Origin of the sequence: Algibacillus agarilyticus (assembly GCF_003286125.1) — a bacterium.
Lineage (GTDB): Bacteria > Pseudomonadota > Gammaproteobacteria > Enterobacterales > Alteromonadaceae > Algibacillus > Algibacillus agarilyticus.
Genome location: NZ_QMED01000013.1, coordinates 85,595 through 108,155, shown reverse-complemented (window position 1 = coordinate 108,155; position 22,561 = coordinate 85,595). Strand labels below are relative to the sequence as shown.

Genomic DNA, 22,561 nt, shown 5'->3' with positions numbered 1-22,561 from the left:
CCCATGTTTTAAATCCAACTTGCTGATGAATGTCCTGTAGTCGACATCTTGCGGTCGACATCCTACGATAGAGGAGACTAAAACGTTTTTATTCATCGAGCGGTTTAAGATTATCTAACTTATTTAAACTCTGCAATATGATTAGGCTTATTTTCAGGGGTTTTTATTTTTTAATTGAATATCATTTTGATAAGTGCCACTTTGATGATCGACCGCGATTTTAAGTTTTTCGTTAGCGATAAAAAACGATAACCTCAGCTTATTCGTGAATGCGCTCGATTGGCATATTGGCATTAAGATCGCGTATATCGTTGCGGTATAACAAGTAAAAAAACGCTCACTTAAAAGTGAGCGTTCTTGTCGATTATAAGCATTGCTGCTTATCGATATGCAACCCAATAAAGCAGCATAAAATTAGCGGGGTATTTAGTCATGAATAACTTCAACATTTGAGAATGTCGCTTCGTATATCACAGTTGAGCTGGCATCTGGCTTTTGCTGTGGATATAAACCGGCTTTGAAATAGAAAGTTTCATCTTTCCAAGCATTGTTTAATTCATTACCAAAGGTTAATGTTTCGGTCACACCACCGGCTGATAATTCAATACCGGTGTCGGTCATTTTAATGCTGTAATCCCAAAAACCTGAAGAATCAACATAGCCAAGATTGACCGATTCTGATGAAGACGTTGCAGGCGTTGTATTATAAATAACACGGATAGGTTTGCTATCGCCTTCCCAGTGTAGTTTGATCGTTGCATAACTCACATCGTGACCATGAATTTGCCCCACTACAACTTTGGCTGTATCTCGGTTGTAATCGTCAATTCTAATCGTTGCATTTAAGGTGTGGTTACCGCCAAACGCCCAGTTAGCTTCGCTTGTTGTGCCACAAGGTGACCAATCGTGTAATTCACGTAACTCTGAACGAATATACGATGTATTAGGTGTTTTGCCATCTAAGTTCATCGGTACTTTGAAGTGTAAACCTTCACTGTCTGACCAGAAGTATTCGTTAGCTAAATCTTCGTCAAATGTAGCATCGGTACAACCGGCAGGCTGAATTTCTGCTGCACTGCTCGTATTGCCATCACCATAAAACGTATCGCCATTAACCGGCATTGTTACTTTCCAACCATCCCAATCAAAGCCTGTACCGGTAATTGGACCGGATTCTTTTTTAAGCTCAACCCAGTTTAAGTTGAAATCACTGCCAGTAACATTGATACGAATAGTATGATTACCAGCACTTAGCGTACCTAAATTAACGGTTTGAGTGGTCCAAGATTGCCATCCCCCCGTGTGGCCGACTTCTACGTTGGCTTTAGTGTTTCCATCAACTAATACATCAAATGTACCCGTTGAACGCGAAGACGCCACACGAATATCGGCAGTATATGTACCGGCACTAGTAACAGAAATTGGATACTCTAACCATTCACCTGATTTAATCCAACCAACGTTATAACCACCGTCAGTATCATTCGTTGTTTGTACATCAACATCATCTGCACGATATTGACCACCCGTATTGCCCGCCGTCGTATCGTATGCCGCATTGTAATCTTCAGCTTGAATTAAGCCTGGTACGCTTGTACGAATAACCGGTTCACCGCCATCAATAAATTCAACATCAGTTAAGCTGTTCCATGTGTTTGAACTATTACCAAAGCCTTGAATACGAAAATAACGTGCTGATACGTTATCGTTAAAACTATAGTTTTCTAAGCCGGTCGTTGAACCCGAGCTACCTGTACTGCTTGCATCAATTTGAGTTGTCCAATTTGAACCGTCGTTTGAGCTTTGAATTCTGAAATAAGTTTGTCGTTGGTCGCCTTTATAAAAAGCAATATTGAGGCCGCTTAGACTGGTTGCTGAGCCAAAATCATAACGAACCCATTGGCTACCGTCGTTACCATTGGCAGACCAACGTGTGCTGAATGTTGGATCATTATCGATTGTGTTAGCAGCCACGTTGCCATCATTGCCATTATCGGTGATAACAGAAGGTGTCGCGGCAAAAGCACTTGAACTAAATGCACCGGTAAGTGCTAAACAGATTGCTGAAAGTTTTAAAATGTTGTTTGAGCTTTTCATATACATCCACTTATCTTTATTATTGGTATGACCAACTGGTTATTTAATGCTCAATCATCATATAGATCTATTTTTACAATGTCATTACTATTTTTTAACAATTGGAATTACCAATTATATAAAACAGAATAAAAACATAGATAAGTAACTTATAAACAATAACTTATCTATTTATGTAAATTGAAAAATATATTTATTTTTATAAAATATTATTATTACATTACCCCTTATTAAATATAAAAATACAAAAAAAGAGTTAAAAATAATACAACTAAAAATTGGTATGACAAAAAAAACACAGTAATGAGAGTCATAATGGGGGTGTAATGCAACACCTTAGATCATCATTTGAGACGGGTAATTTATGCAGGTTTAATATGAAAAGCGAGTTAATAGGGATGACTGACGTTAATCATCCTCATTAACCTAATCGAAATCGTGTTCTATTTAAGTGTGCTATGTATACGATAAATTCAAACCTTCGATTCAAGCGTTATCGCTTACGATTTTAAAAAATAGTGAAACGCTGGGTTTTCAGTCTCGTCTGAGTAATTGTAACCCAAGGTTGATAAGTGATTTTCAAGATCATCAACTTGTTCACCCGGTACATCAAACCCCACTAAAACCATTGCATCAGCGGCATCATGGTTACGATAATGAAATAATGTGATATTCCATAATCCACCTAATGTATGTAAGAAGCTAGCCAGTGCGCCAGGCAACTGAGGAAACTCAAAACTATATAAACGCTCATTAGGCAGCTGATTAACTCGACCACCAATCATGTAACGTACATGCAACTTAGCCACTTCGTTATCGGTTAAATTAACCCAATCGATACCTTCATTGGTTAAATCGGTAAGCACTTCTTTTAATTCTTCTTCGCCACGGCGTAAGCGAACACCTACAAACACATTTGCCGCAGTTTCGGGCGTATACCGATAATTAAATTCGGTGATCGTTCGATTCCCTAATACGTCACAGAACTCACGGAATGCCCCTTTAACTTCTGGGATCGTGGCAGCAATAATCGCTTCACGGCCTTCACCTAATTCGCAACGTTCTGAAACATAGCGTAACGTATGAAAATTTATGTTTGAACCACATAAAATACCAGCAAATTGTTGCTTTGTTTCTGGTGTGTTGGTACTCAACCATTTTTTAATACCGGCAACCGATAGCGCACCAGCAGGCTCAGCAATAGCACGTGTATCATCAAATATGTCTTTAATCGCGGCGCAAATCTCATCCGAGCTTACCGTGATCACTTCATCGACATATTGCTGACACAGTCGAAAGGTTTCGGCTCCGATAGTCCTAACCGCAACGCCATCAGCAAAAATACCAACGGTATCGAGTGTGGTTTGCTCACCTTTATCGAATGCAGCTTTTAAACAAGCAGAATCTTCTGCTTCAACGGCAACAATGCGTAAATTAGGGTTGAGTTGCTTCATGTATACCGCAATACCCGCCACTAAACCACCGCCACCCACGGCGATAAATAAGGTATCAATATCACGTTTGGCATCAAATAATTCTTTGCCTATGGTGCCTTGACCCGCGATAACATCGGGGTCATCAAACGGATGCACCATGGTTAAACCATGCACTTTTGATAAGCGCTGCGCTTCAGCACTGGCGCTATCAAAGTTTTTACCCTGTAAAACAACATTAACCCATTCACCACCAAATGTGCGTACCGCACTCACTTTGATATCGGGGGTGGTTTCTGGCATAACAATAGTCGCTTTAACTTGCATGCGTTTAGCCGATAACGCTAAACCCTGCGCATGATTGCCAGCCGAAGCGGCAATCACACCCAGCGAACGTTGATCATTCGTTAAACTGGCTAATTTATTATAAGCGCCTCGCAATTTAAACGATTTAACCGGTTGTTGATCTTCTCGCTTTAACCAAATATCGTGCCCTAAGCGCTCTGATAATTTGCTCATTACATTTAAATCGGTATTTTTAGCAACGTCATAAACGGGGGCTAATAATATCTTGCGTAAATACGCATCAGGGCTAACAGGGTTTGACATGTTGGTTTCCAAATTGGTGGCGCTAATAATGAAATGCCGGAACAAGTCCGACATTCGTATTGATATAAATATTACCCAAGCAGTTTGGGCATCATGTTTGATTAATCTTCAAACATTGATTTGTCACGCACAGCGCCTTTATCGGCTGACGTGGCAAACATACCAAATGTTTTTAAAGCAAATGATACTTTACGTGGACGTGGTAAAGCTGGCTTCCAACCCGCAACGTCTTGCTCTGCACGACGCTTAGCGAGCTCTTCATCTGATACTGCTAAAATAATATCGCGTTTAGGAATGTCGATGTTAATGATGTCGCCATCACGTACTAGCGCAATTGCCCCACCACTTGCGGCTTCTGGTGATACGTGACCAATAGATAAACCTGAGGTACCACCTGAGAATCGACCATCGGTAATTAATGCACACGCTTTGCCTAAACCTTTAGATTTAAGATAAGTCGTTGGGTAAAGCATTTCTTGCATACCCGGACCACCTTTAGGCCCTTCATAACGAATAACAACCACATCACCCGCTTTAACTTTGTCACCTAAAATACCTTTAACGGCATCATCTTGGCTTTCAAATACGATTGCAGGGCCAGAGAAAACTAAGCACTCTTCATCAACGCCTGCCGTTTTAACAATACAGCCATCAACCGCTACATTACCGGCTAATACCGCTAAGCCACCATCTAAACTATAAGCATTGTCTAAATTACGAATACAACCATTTGCACGGTCGTCATCTAATGTTGGATATCGACAATCTTGTGAAAACGCTTGAGTGGTACGAATACCTGCTGGACCGGCTTTATAGAATGTTTTGACGGCTTCATCTTCGGTCACCACAATGTCCCACTTCGCTAATACATCAGCAAGTGTGCCACCCGCAACATGCGTAACATCGGTATGCAGTAAACCAGCGCGATCTAACTCGCCAAGTAAGCCCATCACGCCACCCGCACGGTGAACATCTTCCATATGGTAATGTTGTACAGCTGGCGCTACTTTACTTAAGTTAGGAATACGGCGCGACATTTCGTCGATAACTGACATATCAAAGTCAATTTCACCTTCTTGAGCTGCCGCTAATAAATGCAGAACCGTATTCGTTGAACCACCCATTGAAATATCTAATGCCATGGCATTTTCAAAAGCTTGACGGTTAGCAATACTGCGAGGCAATACCGATTCATCATCACCTTCATAGTATTGTTTACACAATTCAACAATGCGTGAACCGGCTTCTTTAAATAACGCTTCACGATCGGCATGCGTTGCCAACATTGAACCATTACCCGGTAATGATAAACCTAGTGCTTCGGTTAAGCAGTTCATTGAGTTAGCCGTGAACATACCTGAGCATGAACCACATGTTGGACAGGCTGAACGTTCAATCTTTTCACTTTCTTCGTCTGATACATTCGGGTTTGCCCCCGCAATCATGGCATCAACTAAATCAAGATGAATAATTTTGTCTGAAAGCTTGGTTTTACCTGCTTCCATTGGGCCGCCCGAAACAAAAATAACCGGAATATTTAAACGCATCGAAGCATTTAACATACCAGGAGTAATTTTGTCGCAGTTAGAAATACACACGATAGCATCGGCACAATGTGCATTAACCATGTATTCAACTGAATCGGCAATCAAATCACGTGATGGCAAGCTATATAACATGCCGTCGTGACCCATAGCGATACCATCATCAACCGCTATCGTATTAAATTCTTTAGCGATACCGCCCGCAGCTTCAATACTACGCGCAACCAGTTGCCCCATATCTTTTAAATGAACATGGCCAGGCACAAATTGGGTAAATGAGTTAGAAACCGCAATAATTGGCTTACCGAAATCATTGTCGTTCACACCGGTCGCGCGCCATAATGCACGAGCACCAGCCATATTACGGCCTTGAGTAGATGTAGCCGATCTTAACTTTGGCATGTTAAATACCTTTAATTTGATAGTCGGTTAACCCGACAAATTTGAGTTCACAATGCGTGCACAACATTGTAATTTAAGAAGTAATATTAAAATATAAAAACGTCGATGAAACGTGCAACAACGGCGATCGACGTTATTAATATTACCTACGAAAGTACGACCGATGAAAGTCCAACTTTGTAAAAATTCGGTAATTAATCGTTAAGGTAGGTTAACCAGCCATATTTATCTTCACTGACACCTTTTACCAAATCGAAGTACGCTTTTTGCAATACTTCCGTAATAGGTCCACGTTTACCGTCACCCACTACAATTTGATCAACACTGCGCACTGGAACAACTTCTGCCGCACTGCCACACATAAAGACTTCATCAGCTAAATATAAAGCTTCACGTGGTAATGCTTGTTCATTCACTGTGTAGCCTAAATCGTTTGCTAACGTCATGATAGTACTACGCGTGATGCCCGGCAAAATACCCGCGGTTAATGGAGGCGTATTAATAACGCCATCACGAATAACAAATAAGTTTTCGCCTGCACCTTCAGAAACGGTGCCATTGTGATCTAAACCAATACCTTCAACATAACCATGACGCTTAGCTTCAGTTGTGATCAAGATAGAAGACAAGTAGTTACCACCGGCTTTGGCCCCCGTAGGCATTGTGTTTGGCGCTAAACGATTCCAAGATGTGATCGCAGCATCAACACCGTTAACTAAGCTTTCTTCACCTAAATAAGAACCCCACTCAAGTGCAATAACGGAAACATCTAAAGGTACTTTAGGTGGGTTTAAACCTAAACCATGCGCGCCCATAAAACCGAAAGGACGTAAGTAAGCATCTTTAAAACCATTTTGCAGCACGATATCTTTACACGCTTGGTTAATTTGCTCTGGGGTATAGCCTAAATCAAAACGATAGATTTTGGCAGAATCAAACAATCGACGTGTATGCTCTTGCAAACGGAAGATTGCAGGGCCTTTTGGTGTGTTATAACAACGTACACCTTCAAATACAGAAGAACCGTAATGGATAGCATGACATACAACATGTACTTGCGCTTCGGCCCATGGCTTAATTTCACCGTTATACCAAATTAACTCTGGAAATTTTGTAGTACTCATAATGGAATGCTTCCTAATTACGCGCGAATACTAGCGGCTTGCGCAGCTGTATCGGCAGATATTAATTCTAAATGGGCGATATCATACAATTTATCTAACTGTGTTTGCAGTGTTTCGATTGGTCTTTCACCCGATACCGTTAATTCTATTTCAACTTGCGCTTTATCGGAAGATGAAACGTTGACTGATTGTAAAATAAAACCACGATGACGGACGACTCGAAGTACACGTTCCACGGTAGCAGGTTGTTGTTTGGCTACAATATTAAAGCGGTGTCTTATCATCTTTTTATCCTTCTATCATTTCGTGGTTAGCTTTGCCAGGCGCAACAAGTGGCCAAACGTTTTCTTTATCATCAATAACAACATGTAATAAATAAGGGCCGTCAGTTTCAAGCATTTGTGTTATTGCATCACTGACTTCAAATTTGCTATGTATCGTTTTAGCCGTTAAATCAAATGCTCGAGCAAGCGCAACAAAATCGGGGTTGTCACTTAAATTAGTTTCTGAATAACGCTCTTCAAAAAACAATTCTTGCCATTGTTTAACCATGCCTAATCGTTGGTTATCAAGTAATACAATTTTAATTGGTAAATTAAAGCGTTTAATGGTGCCTAATTCTTGAATATTCATCATAAATGAACCGTCACCGGTGACAACAACCGACGTAGTATTAGGACGCGCGATTTGCGCACCAATTGCAACCGGTAAACCAAAGCCCATCGTACCGGCACCACCACTTGATAAATGGTTATAAGGTGACGTAAACGACATGTGCTGCGCAACCCACATTTGGTGTTGACCTACATCACAACTAACCACATGGTTAGTGGGTAAACGCTGACTTAACTCATTAAGCAATGCGGGGGCAAAAACACCTTCGCCCGGTGCATCGTAACGCCATGCATGTTCAACATTTAAGGCGCTAATTTTAGCTTGCCATGGCGTAATATCCACCTTTGTTTTTAAAGCAGGGATTAGCTGTTTAAAATCACCTTTTATGGCCACATCAGGTTGTCGTAATTTACCAAATTCGGCGACATCGATATCAAGGTGAATAACCTTAGCATTTGGCGCAAAGGTATCGAGCTTACCAGTAACACGATCATCAAAACGCGCACCAATACAAATCAATAAATCACACTCTTGTACCGCTAAGTTAGACGCTTTTGTGCCATGCATGCCGATCATACCCGTATAATAAGGATAATCCGGAGCAATCGTACCTAAACCTTTTAAAGTCGATACCGCTGGGATTTGTGTAGCTTGTAAAAATTCATTTAACTCATCAACGGCATCGGCCATACCCACACCGCCACCTATATAGGCAACAGGGTTTTTAGCTTGCTGGATAAGCGCTTTAGCCGCTTCAACATCGGCAAGGTTAAATTCTGGCAATACTCGCGTAGGTATCGGGTAAGGCTCAAAATCAACTTGACCAATTTGAATATCTTTTGGAATATCCACTAAAACAGGGCCTGGTCGACCTGATTGAGCAAGCTCAAAGGCTTCATGTAAAATTTTGGCTAGATCATTTATATCTTCAACTAAAAAGCTATGCTTAGTCACCGCTAGGCTCATACCAAGCACATCGACTTCCTGAAAAGCATCCGTCCCCATTAGTGAACTAAAAACCTGACCTGTTATAGCAACAACCGGTATTGAATCTAACAATGCATCGGCTAAGCCAGTGACTAAGTTAGTCGCACCGGGGCCAGACGTTGCCATGCAAACACCCACGCCATTAGTTGAACGTGCATAGCCAACCGCTGAAAAAGCAGCACCTTGCTCATGCCGACATAAAAAATGTTTTAAATCAGAATCGTAAAATGCATCATATATTGGCATGATCGCCCCACCTGGGTAACCAAATACATGCTTAATGCCATGTTGCTGTAGTACTTTCAGAACCAGCTGTGCGCCTGTCATTCTGTGTTCTCCGCCGTCAAAGTTGATTTTATATAACCAATCAACCTATATATTAATATTTTTATAATAAAATATTTTAACAAAACCCAATCAAAAAACCCCCCGAATCTTGCGATGCGGGGGGTTCCTTTTATTCGGTGAATATCTTTAGTCCGAACAAAGCCCCCGCGATGTCACAATAATGACCACCACACTGACTAGAATTCCAACTAAAGCTAATAATTTCATAGAATCAAATCTTGAATTTTGATAAATAATTTTATCTCACACTGATATATAATTAATAACACACACCGCCATTTGGATCAAAGCGTTTCTTATAACCGATTGCTTTAAGTTACGCATTCACCATTCTTTTTTAACGCAAAAGGGCTAACTTAGCTTAAAAAACACGGTTAACGCCCGCGCGATTTAAATGTACCCAAAGATCATAAAACACAGATAAAAAAAGATCCGTTATCTTGGTTTAAAAAAGGACGGATCCAGAGTGACGGCTTATACTATCGTCAAAGCGATCGGGTTTTAGGGGCAGGTTTCTAGTTCCAGACGCAACCGAAGTACTTACATCCATGATAAGCAAAGCCGTCAAAGCTACCGCGTCTTGCTCTCGCCCCTTACCTGCATCCATGCAGGCAAGCTTCGAGACGCCATGAGCATATGCTCTACTATGTGATTGGGGCCGCCTAAATGGATTTAGGTGTTAGAACGACGCAGGAGCCAAAGTCGAGAGTAAGCGCTGACAATGAACCATAAAACCTGAGCGAGAAGACTATATACTCAGGAAAATTAGGTATTAAAGACAAAAGACTCATGCACTGAATAATTCGATTTTTTCAGTTAAGGAATTAACGTTTGCTCTACTTTAAAACAAGTGTTTTTTTTATATTAACGGTAATAACCATAAGCTGCGCCAAACCCAATAATACATTGCGCATTGCACTCAACCCTTGGCCCGGCTACGAATTACTTTATTTAGCAGAACAACAAGGTTTTTTTGCTGATCAAGAGTTAGATATAAAATTAATACAAATAGCCTCTTTATCTGATGGCTTGCATGCATTTAATGCCGGCTATGTTGATGGCATGGCAAGCACGTCTATTGAAGTGTTACAAGCGGCTACATTAGGCGATCGAACGTTAGCCCCCGTTTTGGTCACCGATTATTCCAATGGTGGCGATATTATTGTCGCGCATCCGACCATTAAAGCCGTTCAGCAATTAAAGCAGAAGCGAATAGGACTAGAACTTAATTCACTCGGCATCTATGTTTTAAGCTTAGCATTAGCTCAAGTTGAACTCAGTTTACAAGATGTAACGCTAGTTAATGTAGAGCAATTAGATGGTGAAAGAGCCCTCGCGGAAGGAACCATCGATGCGTTTGTTACTTATCCGCCCATTAGTATTAATTTAACATCGCACTACAACACTTTATTTACGAGTAAAGAAACACCAAAAAAAATACTCGATATGGTTTCAATCGATCCGAATAAAATAGGCAATTTAACCGACTTTAAGCAAAAGTTGCACCTTGCTTGGCAGCAAACGCTCGACTACACGCAGCAAAATAAAAAGGCCGCTTATGGCTTAATGGCCAACAGAGAGAACATTAGCCTTGCTGATTTTCAACACACAATAGAAAATGATTTAAAGTTATTAACCGGAGCAGAGCAAGCAAAGGTACTTTTACAATTAGATAAACATTTTAATCAAATGTGCGCTATTTTAAGTCGGCAAGGCAATCAATCTATTGATTGTGACATCGCAATTCAGAACATCGAGTTAACCGAATGATCTTAAATAAATTATCCACCAAACTCATTCTGCCAATTAGTGGGTTGTTGCTATTACTCACGTTATGCATGGGGTATATGTTTAATGATGCATCTAACCAGCAATTAGCTCACTACATAAAACAACGCCAGCTCAGCTTATTTGAAACAGCCAGTTTAATGTTATCAATGACCGATTCAGCGGCCCAGCATCATAAAGCGTTAAACTTATTAGCCGCGCATCGCGACATAGAACATATTATTTTAATCGAATTACCTAGCCAAAAAATCATTATCGCTAACGATTATCAATTACTTGATAAGCCAATTTCACAATTAAGCAATATTGCGCTATTAAAGCAAATACCAGACCCGATTTTGCAACAGTCCACCTCAAGCGCCACACAAACATTCAATAACACTCATGCTTTATCTTGGCATATTGTGCCCGTATTAAATTCAGATAAAGATCAATTTATTCCACACATATTAGCCGTACATATCAACGCGGAACACACCATAAAAGAAATGAACGCTTTGTTGACGCATTTGGCTATTCTCTTTTTAATTAGTGTTTTGCTCTTAGTGGGTGTCATTGGCTACGTGATATTTAAACAAATTTTGAGCCCGTTACAATTTTTTACCGAATCAATAAATGTTAACCAAACCAGTAATAACGCCAAAATACTTAAATACAAATTTAACGATGAGTTTGCTTGCTTAGCTGATGCCTATAATGGCTTAATCACAAAGCAAAAAGAACAAAACCGCGCATTGATTATAACCGCAAAAGAAGCTAATCAAGCGAACCAAGCGAAAAGCCAATTTTTAGCAACCATGAGCCATGAGATCAGAACCCCTATTAACGGCATTATGGGCATGATCGATCTCACACTAAAAACGCCGCTAAATAAAAAGCAAACTCACAATTTAGAATGCGCAGTGCTATCGGCTAACTCGTTACTTTATATTATTAACGACATTTTAGATTACTCAAAAATTGAATCGGGCAAATTAAGTTTAGAAGCCATTTCTTTTAAACTCGACGATGTGATAACAACGTTAAAAACACAAGTGCAGCATTTAGCGCACGCCAAAAACCTTGATCTATACTTTCACGTTCCGCCTCAAATAGCCGAGCAATCTTTTGTCAGTGATCCACATCGCTTAAGCCAAGTGCTGTTGAACATCACCAGCAATGCGATTAAATTTACGAAGCAAGGTTCTGTGATTTTAAAAGTCATTCCAAGTGCAACCGGCTTGCTATTTTCAGTGCAAGATACTGGTATTGGTTTAACAAACACGCAAAAAGATAAATTATTCCAACCCTTTACCCAGGCCGACAGCTCAACAACACGTCAATATGGTGGATCAGGTTTAGGTTTAGCTATTTGTAAAAATATAATCGAACTATTAGGCGGCACTATCGACGTGTATTCGCGTTATAAATTAGGCAGTACGTTTAACATACATTTACCTATGGTAGTTGAAGAGGTTGAACCAGAGCCTAAACAAGAACTAAAAGTACTGGTTTATGAAGACAATGCCGATCTGCGCATACCACTCATAGAGCAGCTTGAGTTTTTAGGCTATATTGTAGTCGAAACAGGATCTGTGGTTGTTTTAACTAATTTACTTAACGAAAACAGCCAATTTTATTCATTATTTTTAACTGACGAACCGCTCAATCAATGCAAATTAGCGCTTAGCCAATATCAAAAACAAAACCCTAATGTGCGACTAATTGAGTTAGTCAACACACAAACCACAAAATCAGCAGACAGAGCCCCATTAACGATAGAGTCGCTAGCTCAACCATTGACTCTGCAGCATGTGCGTAAAAGCTTGCAGCAAAATATAGGCATTTTAGAACACCAAAAAATACAATTTACCGGTCAAACCATTCTTTTAGTCGAAGACAATAAAATTAACACCGAAATAGCCAAACAAATACTTGAGAATATGAATTTACAGGTCGACTGTGCCATTAATGGTATGGATGCTTGTCAAAAATTGACGAGCCATCATCAAGCCGTATTAATGGATATTCAAATGCCGATTATGGATGGCTATGAGGCGACTCAGGCCATTAGGCAAAAAGGCTTAACCAACTTACCTATTATCGCAATGACAGCTAATGCTATGCAGGGTGACAGAGATAAATGTATTAAAGCAGGGATGGATGATTATTTAACTAAACCGATTAATATAGAGGCATTACAGGCTAGCCTTGCCGCGTGGTTAACAACCGAGATTATCGATGTAACCCCTACCGACAAGGTTGACGACGCAAGTCTATTAAAGGATTCACTTTTAGTATCACCAACCCCCGAAATAGCACCGAATCAAGACAGTCATGCGTCTGAATCGGAGAAAGATGACGTAGCCCTACTCGACAGCGAGGCGATCTTAGCCCGGCTTAGCGGCAACCAAGAAATAGTCAGTGTTTTACTTGAACAATTTTTAGCTGAATTTAAAGATTCAGCTCAGCTGATCAAGCAACACACGCTGAACAATGAATTACAACAAGCTCAAACACTGAATCACACGTTAAAAGGCACGTCGGCCAATTTAGGGTTAATGCAACTCTCTATTCAGAGTAAAGTTATCGATGGTTTATTTAAACAAGATGAACCTATACCTGAAGATGAGCTAGATCGACTGCTGGAAATAAATGAAGCCACACGAGCTAAAATTAACGAATTTAATTTAAGCTTGAAAAGCTAGGGCGTGTTTATCTTTGTCGTATCAATTTTGTTCAATTCTAAAGCGCTTTGATCGCCGCATTAGCTTAATGGCATAGTGATGGCCTAATGGCTCTCCGTCAAAAACCAATAAAGTTTTGCCCTACAGGGACGTGGGGTAAGGTGACTTTGCAGGAGCATAAAGTCTTTGCCCTACAGGGACGTGGGGTAAGGTGACTTTGCAGGAGCATAAAGTCTTTAGCCTTCTTTTATGGAAGCGAAATAAAACTGAAGCACAGCGTCGCTGTTTGTTGAGCTGAATACATGGGTACATGAATGCACAACGTAATATAGTCTTCTCGCTCAGGTTTTATGGTTCATTGTCAGCGCTTACTCGCCCCAATCACATAGTAGAGCATATGCTCATGGGGGCTCGAAGCTTGACGGCTTTGCTTACATGGATGTAAGTACTTAGGTTTCGTCTGGAACTAGAAACCTGCCCCTAAAACCCGATCGCTTTGACTATATCTCTTCAGGGATGAACAACTCAATAATGGGGGAGTCAATTTAAATCGTGCAAACACGGCTGCAAAAACAGACACTAACTATACCCCCTTAGTCTTCGTCATCACCTTCTATTAACGCATCTTCATCACTGATATCGATATTCATCTGTAGCAAGATATCGCGCACTTCAGCGGGGATCCGATGCGGGTTGTGTTTAGCTAAATCGGCATCTGAGGGCAAAGGTTGACCAGTAAAAGCATGTAAAAACGCTTCACACAGCAGTTCACTGTTCGTTGCATGTCGCAAGTTGTTAACCTGACGACGAGTACGCTCATCTGTTAACACCTTTAATACACGTACGGGTATTGAAACCGTGACTTTTTTTACTTGTTCGCTTTTTTTGCCGTGTTCAGCATAAGGGTGAACATACTTACCATTCCATTTTGCCATTAAAATAAACCTGAATTAGCAATTACATACTTCTAAAATTCATACCAAGGTCATTTAAGCTCATTAAAGTTAAATGAGAATATGTTGTGTATGAAGATAATAAACAAACTGACTGGCGGCTAATTGTAGCGATTAGCCATAAGCAGTCAATAGACACACAGGCGGCAAGGCTACTTAGCGTAAAATTAACCCATAAATTGATTTAAACCTATGCTTGTGCAATATAAATAAACGCTTTATGAGTCAACTTAGGTCTGTTTGCTTGGCTAAACCCATTTAAATTCCCACTGGATACGGTATTTGGAAGCCTCTTGGGAATATAGACTAAGTTATAGCAATTTGGGTTTGACAGCTAGCCAAACTCTGTTTACATTCTGGACGTATAGACGGCTAAAAACAAGTGTAAAATATATCATGAGCAAAAACACATTATCGACCATTTCAGTACGTGGCGGCATCGAGAGCGATAGTAATCATGCAGCGGTTGTACCTCCAATTTATTTATCTTCTACTTATGCATTCGAAGGCTTCAATCAAAAAGGCGCTTACGATTATAGTCGTTGTGGTAATCCAACACGTGATATTTTAGGCCAAACCCTAGCCGAATTAGAGCAAGGTGTTAAAGGTATTGTGACTGCAACAGGCACAGCCGCGATTAACTTAGCTTTACAAATTTTAAAGCCAGATGATTTATTAATTGTGCCGCATGATTGTTATGGTGGTAGCTATCGCTTATTCATTAATTTAGCGGATAAAGGTCATTTTAAATTAAAAGTCATTAATCAAACCAATCCTGCAGAATTAGATGACGCCTTTGCCGCTAAACCTAAATTAATTTGGGTTGAAACACCAAGTAACCCTTTATTACGAATTACTGATTTAGCCGATATTTGCCAACGCGCTAAAGCAACAGACACGTTAGTCGCTGTCGATAACACCTTTTTAACGCCAGTGTGCCAACAACCGCTTACTTTAGGAGCGGATATTGTTGTACATTCAACCACCAAATATATCAATGGCCATTCAGATGTTGTTGCCGGAGTATTAATCACTAAAACGGAAGAGCTAGGTGAAGAATTAGCATGGTGGGCAAACTGCTTAGGTATCACAGGTTCAGCTTTTGACAGTTACTTAACCTTACGAGGTGTACGCACATTAGTTCCGCGTATGCGTCAACACCAAGAAAACTCGGCTAAACTGGTCACATTGTTAAGTGAACATGCCGCGGTAACCACGGTTTATCACCCTAGCCTACCGAGTCACCCTGGTCATGATATAGCAAAGCAACAGCAACACGGCTTTGGCGCGATGTTAAGTTTTGAGTTAGCCGGTGGTGAACCTGAAGTCATCAAATTTATTAATGCCTTAGAGCATTTCTCGTTAGCTGAGTCATTAGGTGGCGTAGAAAGTTTAGTATGTCATCCTTCAACAATGACTCACGCCGCAATGGATGCAGAAGCCCAAGCCAAAGCGGGTATTGGCCCTAACCTAATGCGCTTTTCAGTTGGCATTGAAGATGGTGATGAATTAGCGCAAGATGTTAAACAAGCACTCGATAGTTTAATTGGCGCTTAATATATAACCAATTGTACATTACATATAATTAGATATTTATTCTTTTTTATTGCATAAATATTCAATAGTAATTAATATTTATCATTCAGAGGAAAGCTATTACTAGCTTTCCTTTTTTGCGTTTTAGGATTTGACTAAAGAAGTCATCGCATTTTTGTATAACACTGCTAAAATGTCGGCCTTTTAGTAATAGTCAGCCGTTTAATGAGGTTTGAAGCAAATTATGATCAGAGTATCGATAGTCGGAGCCAGTGGTTATACCGGTGCAGAATTAGCAGCATTAGTACATAAACATCCACAATTTCAATTAGCCGGTTTATACGTATCAGAGAACAGTGCTGATGCATACAAGCCTTTTTCATCGATCCATGGTCAATTCGCTTATCAAATCGATCGAACACTTATTCCGGTAGGCGAAAATCAAATTGGTAAAATAGTATCTGAATGTGATGCTATCTTTTTATGCACCCCACACGAGACCAGTGTTGAATGGGTAGCTCAAGCAAAACATCACGGCGCAGTTGTCTTTGATTTATCTGGTGCTTATCGTTTATCTGATTTATCGGTGATCAAAAAATATTATGGTTTTGATCATAAATACCCAGAATTATTGCAAGAAGCCGTATACGGTTTAGCAGAGTGGAATCACGAAGCTATCCGTAAGGCTGACTTAATCGCGGTACCAGGTTGTTACCCTACAGCCACATTATCAGCGCTTAAGCCATTGCAAGAAGCCGATTTTATTGATTCTTCAGTCTTACCTATCATCAATGCGACCAGTGGTGCATCGGGTGCAGGTCGTCGCGCTAGCTTAACCTCAAGCTTTGTTGAAGTAAGTTTGAACCCGTATGGTGTTTTAAGCCATAGACATCAACCCGAAATCGCTGAGCACTTAGGTCACCCCGTGATCTTTACACCGCATTTAGGTAACTTTAAGCGTGGAATCTTAGCTACGATCACCTTAAAGCTTCGTGAAGGCACAACTGAAAATCAAGTTAATGCTGCGTATTCAAATGCTTATGAAGGTAAGTCAATTGTACGTTTGCGTCAAAGCTGGCCTTCAATCGCCGATGTTGAATGCACGCCTTTTGTTGACTTGCATTGGCAACTTGACCCGCAAACGGGTTATTTAGTGGTTGTATCAGCTATTGATAACTTGCTAAAAGGTGCGGCGGCGCAAGCCATGCAATGTGCTAACTTACGTTATGGTTTTGCATCTAGCAAAGGGTTAATTTAATGAGCGCTAAAACACTCGTTATTAAAGTCGGCGGCGCTTTACTTGAAAGCGCTGACAGCTTAACGGCATTTTTTGCTGAATTAAACTCGATCAGTAAAACACAACCCGTTGTTGTTGTGCATGGTGGCGGCGCATTAGTGCAAAAACTCCTCGCTGATTTAGGTCACACAAGCGAAAAGAAAGACGGTTTACGTATTACCCCCGCTGAGCATATGCCTTATGTGGTGGGTGGCTTAGCCGGGACCGCTAATAAGCAAATGTTATCCGTGGCTTTAAACGTCGGGGCAAAAGCCGTTGGCTTAAGCTTAGCCGATGGCGGCGATATTCAATGTGAAATTACCAACCCTGAATTAGGTTTTGTGGGTGAAGTAACCGCCGGCACAGCTGATTTGGTTCAACATTTATTAAGCGCTAATTATTTGCCTGTGATTAGCTCTATTGGCGCCAAAGCCGACGGTCAATTACTGAATGTTAATGCTGACCAAGCAGCCGAAGCCTTAGCAAAAATTTTACAAGGTCAGTTGGTTTTATTATCTGACGTTGATGGTATTTTAGATGCCAATAAACACGTTATTCCAACCATGACTCGCGACGTGGCCGATGATTTAATCGCGAGTGGTGTTATCACCGATGGTATGGTTGTCAAAGTTAATACCGCTTTAGCAACCGCTAAAACATTACAAGCGCCAATTGGCATTTTGAATTGGCGAGAACCAAAATTAATTTCGCAATGGTTGGAAAACCAATCTTGCGGCACAACAGTCGTTGCTGAGTAACAGTAAACGAGAGGATGGCATGATGGACGATTTCCTATCTACCCAAGAACTTTCAAAAGAAGAATTGCATGATCTGATCAAACTTGCTGTTGATCATAAACAAAACCCAAGTAAGTATAGCCAAGCATTAGCAGGTAAATCTATTGCCACGTTATACGAGAAACCCTCTTTACGTACGCGTGTTAGCTTTGATGTGGGTATTGCTAAAATGGGTGGCCATGCGGTTTATCTTGATCAGCAAAATGGGGCTTTGGGCAAACGCGAATCAGTAAAAGATTTTGCTTTAAACTTATCATGCTGGGTTGATGCGATCGTCGCTCGTGTATTTGATCACCAAACATTGGTTGAACTCGCTGAACATTCAAGTGTGCCCATCGTGAATTCACTTTGTGATTTATATCATCCATGCCAAGCCATTGCCGATTACCAAGCATTATATGAAGCGCGTGGTAATAGCTTAGAAGGCGCATCAATTGCTTACATAGGTGATGGTAACAATGTCACGCATTCGTTAATGATGTCAGGTGCTATTTTAGGCTTAAAAGTTGTTGTGATCACACCGGTGGGTTACAGCCCAGATGCGCAAATCGTATTGAAGGCGCAAAAACTAGCCGCTAAAAATGGCGGCGAAGTGATCATTAGTGATGATGTAATGGACGCAAAAGGTGTAGATGCCATCTACAATGATACTTGGATCTCAATGGGTGATAAACGCTCAATTGATGACATCAAGAAAACATTTAAACCTTATCAGACTAATGCAAAGTTAATGACTGATTTAGGGGCCAAATTTTTCATGCATTGCCAACCTGTTTATCGTGGCGTAGAAGTTACGGATGAAGTGGTTGACAGTGAACAGAGTATTTTAATGGTTCAAGCTGAAAATCGCATGCATGCACAAAATGCAATTTTGCTAACCTTATTGAATAAATAATTTTGCGTTAATCATCGCAAGCTATTTAACAAGTAATAACCGTTGCGTCAAAATGACAGCAACCAGTAACGATTAATTAGGAAAGACAATCATGTCAGATATTAAAAAAGTTGTACTCGCTTACTCTGGTGGTTTAGACACATCAGCAATCATTCCTTGGTTAAAAGAGACCTACAATGGTTGTGAAGTTGTTGCTTTCTGTGCCGATGTAGGCCAAGGCGAAGATGAGCTTGAAGGCATTGTTGAAAAAGCAATTGCTTCAGGTGCAAGCGAATGTCACGTTGTTGATTTAAAAGAAGAGTTCGTTAAAGAGTATATCTTCCCAATTATAAAAACAGGTGCAGTATACGAAGGCGAATATTTATTAGGTACTTCAATGGCTCGCCCTATTATTGCTAAAGCACACGTTGAAGTGGCACTTAAAGTAGGCGCAGATGCACTTTGTCATGGTTGTACGGGTAAAGGTAATGACCAAGTTCGGTTCGAATCTTGTTTTGCTGCTTTAGCACCACAATTACACGTGATTGCACCTTGGCGCGAATGGGAAATGCGTTCACGTGAAGACTTATTAGATTATTTAGCCGAGCGTAACATTCCTTGTTCTTCATCGTTAACTAAGATTTATAGCCGCGATGCTAATGCATGGCATATTTCGCACGAAGGCGGTGAAATTGAAGATCCGTGGAACGAGCCATCAAAAGGCATTTGGACCATGACGGTTGATCCGATGGATGCCCCAGATGAATCAGAAACGGTTACCTTAAGCTTTGAGAACGGCGAATTAACAACAGTCGATGATAAAGCATTAACCGCGCACGAAGCGTTAGTTTACTTAAATGCAAAAGCGGCCGCTCATGGTGTTGGCCGTATCGATATCGTTGAAAACCGTTTAGTGGGTATGAAATCACGTGGTTGTTATGAAACACCAGGCGGAACCGTACTCATGAAGGCTTATAAAGCATTAGAGTGTATGGTTTTAGATAAAAATTCACTTAAGTTCCGTGAACAAGTTGGCCTTGAATTCTCTCACGTTATTTATGATGGTCGTTGGTTCACACCACTTTCAAAATCATTATTAGCGGCAGCTAACTCATTTGCTGAAGAAATTACCGGTGACATCGTTATTCGTTTATACAAAGGTAACTGCACGGTTATTCAACGTCGTTCACCAAACAGCTTATACAACGAAGAGTTCTCGACATTCGGAGAAGACGAAGTTTACAACCAAAAAGATGCAGCGGGTTTCATTCGTTTATTCAGCTTATCTAGCCGCATTGGCGCATTAAACAAACAAAAGTAAGCATTTACTTTAAGTCAGCTTGTTAAGCAAGCTGACTACTTTTCCTGATTACATTTGGTGAGCCAAATAATCCTAAGTAACAGGTCTGCAATTAATTAACCACATAGCATTCATTAAGCCAACTGCTCAAACTAAGTAACCTTTAGCTTTAATGTATTGCGAGGAGATATAACATGGCATTATGGGGCGGTCGTTTTACTGGACAAACCAGTGACCTTTTCAAAAAATTCAACGATTCACTTCCTGTTGATTATCGTATGGCTGAACAAGATATTGTCGGTTCAATCGCTTGGTCTCGCGCTTTACAAAAAGTAAATGTGTTAACAAAAGATGAGCAAGTTGATCTTGAAAAAGCATTAAATGATTTATTGCTCGTTGTTAAAGCGAACCCTGAAATTGTTTTAGAATCAGATGCTGAAGATATCCACTCGTGGGTTGAAGGTAAATTAATCGATGCCGTCGGCGATTTAGGTAAAAAATTACACACAGGCCGTAGCCGTAATGACCAAGTCGCAACCGACTTAAAACTATGGTGTAAAGACGAAGGCGATCGCATCTATAAATTGCTTGTGGGTATGCAACAGCAATTAGTTGATTTAGCTATTCGTGAAAAAACAACCGTGCTACCGGGTTATACTCATTTACAACGCGCTCAGCCCGTTACTTTTGGTCACTGGTGTTTAGCGTATGTTGAAATGTTTGATCGTGATATCACACGTTTAAAGAATGCCTTAGACCGTTTAAACACACTACCATTAGGCTCTGGTGCCTTAGCGGGTACCGCTTATCCAATTGACCGTTATGCCTTAGCGAAAGACCTTGGTTTTTCACAACCAACAATGAACAGCTTAGATGCGGTATCGGATCGTGACCACGTTTTAGAATTACTGTCGACTGCCAGTATTTCAATGGTGCATTTATCACGCATGGGCGAAGATTTAATTTTCTATAACTCGGGTGAAGCAGGCTTTATCGAAATGTCAGACGATGTAACTTCTGGTTCATCACTAATGCCACAAAAGAAAAATCCAGATGCGATGGAGCTCATTCGTGGTAAGTGTGGTCGAGTTGTCGGTTCATTAAACGGCATGATGATGACAATGAAAGCTTTACCCCTAGCCTACAACAAAGATATGCAAGAAGACAAAGAAGGCCTTTTTGATGCCCTTGATACTTGGCAGATTTGTATGGAAATGGCTCAGCTTGTTATTATTGGCATTAAAGTAAACCGTGCTAAAACATTAGCCGCAGCACAACAAGGTTATGCTAATGCGACCGAGCTTGCAGATTATTTAGTGGCTAAAGGCATTCCGTTCCGTGAAGCTCACCACATTGTGGGTGAAATAGTCGTTGCAGCCTTAGCTAAAGCCAAACCGTTAGAAGACTTTAAACTCTCTGAATTGCAAGAATACAGCACTGAAATTCAAGAAGATGTTTATCAGCATTTAACCATTGAAGCCTGTTTAGAAAAACGCGAAGTACTCGGTGGAACATCGACCACTCAAGTACAATTGGCGATTCAAGCATTGCAAGAAGGTGGCGAAATTGTCGCGAAGACCCCTTCTTTAGGTGGCGCTTCAATTAACCAAATATCACTTGCCCTACAACGAGCTCAACAACGTTTGAACGCTCAAAAAGCAGAGGCATTAAGTGTTCGTCCGGCTAAATTAAGCGATGTGAATGAGCTTGACCGCATTATTACTTATTGGTCTGATGCAGGTGAAACATTACCCAGAACACGTGATGATTTAACACACAATATTTTAGATTTTGTGGTTGCTGAAATTAAAGGCAAAATTGTAGGCTGCGCATCGTTGTTTATTTACGGTACTGGTTTAGCCGAAATACGCTCATTAGGCGTTGATACCGAAAGCCAAGGTTTAGGCCAAGGCCGTGCAATGGTTCAATACTTGATGGAAAAAGCGCGTGAACTTGAGTTAGCTCGCATACTTGTATTAACGCGTGTGCCTGATTTCTTTGAAAAGCTAAACTTCACCCATACAAATAAAGACAAACTACCAGAAAAAGTCATGAAAGATTGTGATATTTGTCCGAAGAAAGAATGTTGTGACGAAGTCGCACTAGAGTACATGGTTGATATTGCACAGGCTACTGATGCAATCAATATCGACACCGTTGAATAAACGTAATGACGATTAGCTAAAAAAATCCGATGTCTTACATCGGATTT

Annotated in this window: 15 protein-coding genes; 8 read left to right on the top strand and 7 right to left on the bottom strand. The window is 40.6% G+C overall.

The annotated features are described in order from the left end of the window. Window positions 1–426: 426 nt before the first annotated feature. The 6 genes from DPX34_RS11945 to ilvG form a co-directional block, all read right to left on the bottom strand. Window positions 427–2,097, bottom strand: coding sequence for a polysaccharide lyase family 7 protein (locus tag DPX34_RS11945; RefSeq protein WP_198673690.1), 1,671 nt, complete (start codon window positions 2,095–2,097; stop codon window positions 427–429). A 500-nt stretch (window positions 2,098–2,597) separates the two neighbouring features. Next, window positions 2,598–4,139 carry a threonine ammonia-lyase, biosynthetic gene (ilvA, locus tag DPX34_RS11940; RefSeq protein WP_111978655.1) on the bottom strand — a complete coding sequence of 514 codons (1,542 nt, stop codon included), beginning with the start codon at window positions 4,137–4,139 and terminating at the stop codon, window positions 2,598–2,600. Window positions 4,140–4,240: 101 nt separating this feature from the next. Then, window positions 4,241–6,085 carry a dihydroxy-acid dehydratase gene (gene ilvD, locus DPX34_RS11935; RefSeq protein ID WP_111978654.1) on the bottom strand — a complete coding sequence of 615 codons (1,845 nt, stop codon included), beginning with the start codon at window positions 6,083–6,085 and terminating at the stop codon, window positions 4,241–4,243. Window positions 6,086–6,279: 194 nt separating this feature from the next. Continuing rightward, complete coding sequence (locus tag DPX34_RS11930) at window positions 6,280–7,209, bottom strand: branched-chain amino acid transaminase (RefSeq protein ID WP_111978653.1); 930 nt, start codon at window positions 7,207–7,209, stop codon at window positions 6,280–6,282. A gap of 17 nt (window positions 7,210–7,226) precedes the next feature. Continuing rightward, entirely contained in the window at window positions 7,227–7,493 is a 267-nt protein-coding gene (gene ilvM / locus DPX34_RS11925; protein ID WP_198673689.1) for an acetolactate synthase 2 small subunit, read from the bottom strand. Window positions 7,494–7,497: 4 nt separating this feature from the next. Continuing rightward, window positions 7,498–9,138, bottom strand: coding sequence for an acetolactate synthase 2 catalytic subunit (gene ilvG / locus DPX34_RS11920; RefSeq protein WP_111978652.1), 1,641 nt, complete (start codon window positions 9,136–9,138; stop codon window positions 7,498–7,500). 852 nt (window positions 9,139–9,990) lie between these two features. Between ilvG and DPX34_RS11915 the strand changes: the two genes are divergently transcribed. Both DPX34_RS11915 and DPX34_RS11910 read left to right on the top strand, forming a co-directional pair. Next, window positions 9,991–10,929 carry an ABC transporter substrate-binding protein gene (locus DPX34_RS11915; protein ID WP_111978651.1) on the top strand — a complete coding sequence of 313 codons (939 nt, stop codon included), beginning with the start codon at window positions 9,991–9,993 and terminating at the stop codon, window positions 10,927–10,929. Beyond that, entirely contained in the window at window positions 10,926–13,634 is a 2,709-nt protein-coding gene (locus DPX34_RS11910) for a hybrid sensor histidine kinase/response regulator (protein WP_111978650.1), read from the top strand. Before DPX34_RS11915 ends, DPX34_RS11910 begins: the two co-directional genes overlap by 4 nt. Before the next feature lie 572 nt (window positions 13,635–14,206). Here the strand turns inward: DPX34_RS11910 and metJ are convergent. Then, window positions 14,207–14,548: a met regulon transcriptional regulator MetJ gene (gene metJ, locus DPX34_RS11905; RefSeq protein WP_111978649.1), complete on the bottom strand. Its 342-nt coding sequence runs from the start codon at window positions 14,546–14,548 to the stop codon at window positions 14,207–14,209. Between the two features lie 414 nt (window positions 14,549–14,962). Between metJ and metB the strand changes: the two genes are divergently transcribed. The 6 genes from metB to argH all read left to right on the top strand — a co-directional run bounded on the left by metB (window position 14,963) and on the right by argH (window position 22,514). Then, entirely contained in the window at window positions 14,963–16,123 is a 1,161-nt protein-coding gene (gene metB, locus DPX34_RS11900) for a cystathionine gamma-synthase (protein ID WP_111978648.1), read from the top strand. A gap of 223 nt (window positions 16,124–16,346) precedes the next feature. Continuing rightward, complete coding sequence (gene argC, locus DPX34_RS11895; protein WP_111978647.1) at window positions 16,347–17,360, top strand: N-acetyl-gamma-glutamyl-phosphate reductase; 1,014 nt, start codon at window positions 16,347–16,349, stop codon at window positions 17,358–17,360. Further along, a complete protein-coding gene (gene argB / locus DPX34_RS11890) occupies window positions 17,360–18,136 on the top strand; it encodes an acetylglutamate kinase (RefSeq protein ID WP_111978646.1) in 777 nt (258 codons plus the stop codon). The genes argC and argB overlap by 1 nt, the downstream gene beginning before the upstream one ends. Before the next feature lie 22 nt (window positions 18,137–18,158). Further along, window positions 18,159–19,070: an ornithine carbamoyltransferase gene (locus DPX34_RS11885; protein ID WP_111978645.1), complete on the top strand. Its 912-nt coding sequence runs from the start codon at window positions 18,159–18,161 to the stop codon at window positions 19,068–19,070. Window positions 19,071–19,161: 91 nt separating this feature from the next. Continuing rightward, a complete protein-coding gene (locus tag DPX34_RS11880; RefSeq protein WP_111978644.1) occupies window positions 19,162–20,370 on the top strand; it encodes an argininosuccinate synthase in 1,209 nt (402 codons plus the stop codon). 173 nt (window positions 20,371–20,543) lie between these two features. Beyond that, window positions 20,544–22,514 carry an argininosuccinate lyase gene (argH, locus tag DPX34_RS11875; protein ID WP_111978643.1) on the top strand — a complete coding sequence of 657 codons (1,971 nt, stop codon included), beginning with the start codon at window positions 20,544–20,546 and terminating at the stop codon, window positions 22,512–22,514. Window positions 22,515–22,561: the final 47 nt, after the last annotated feature.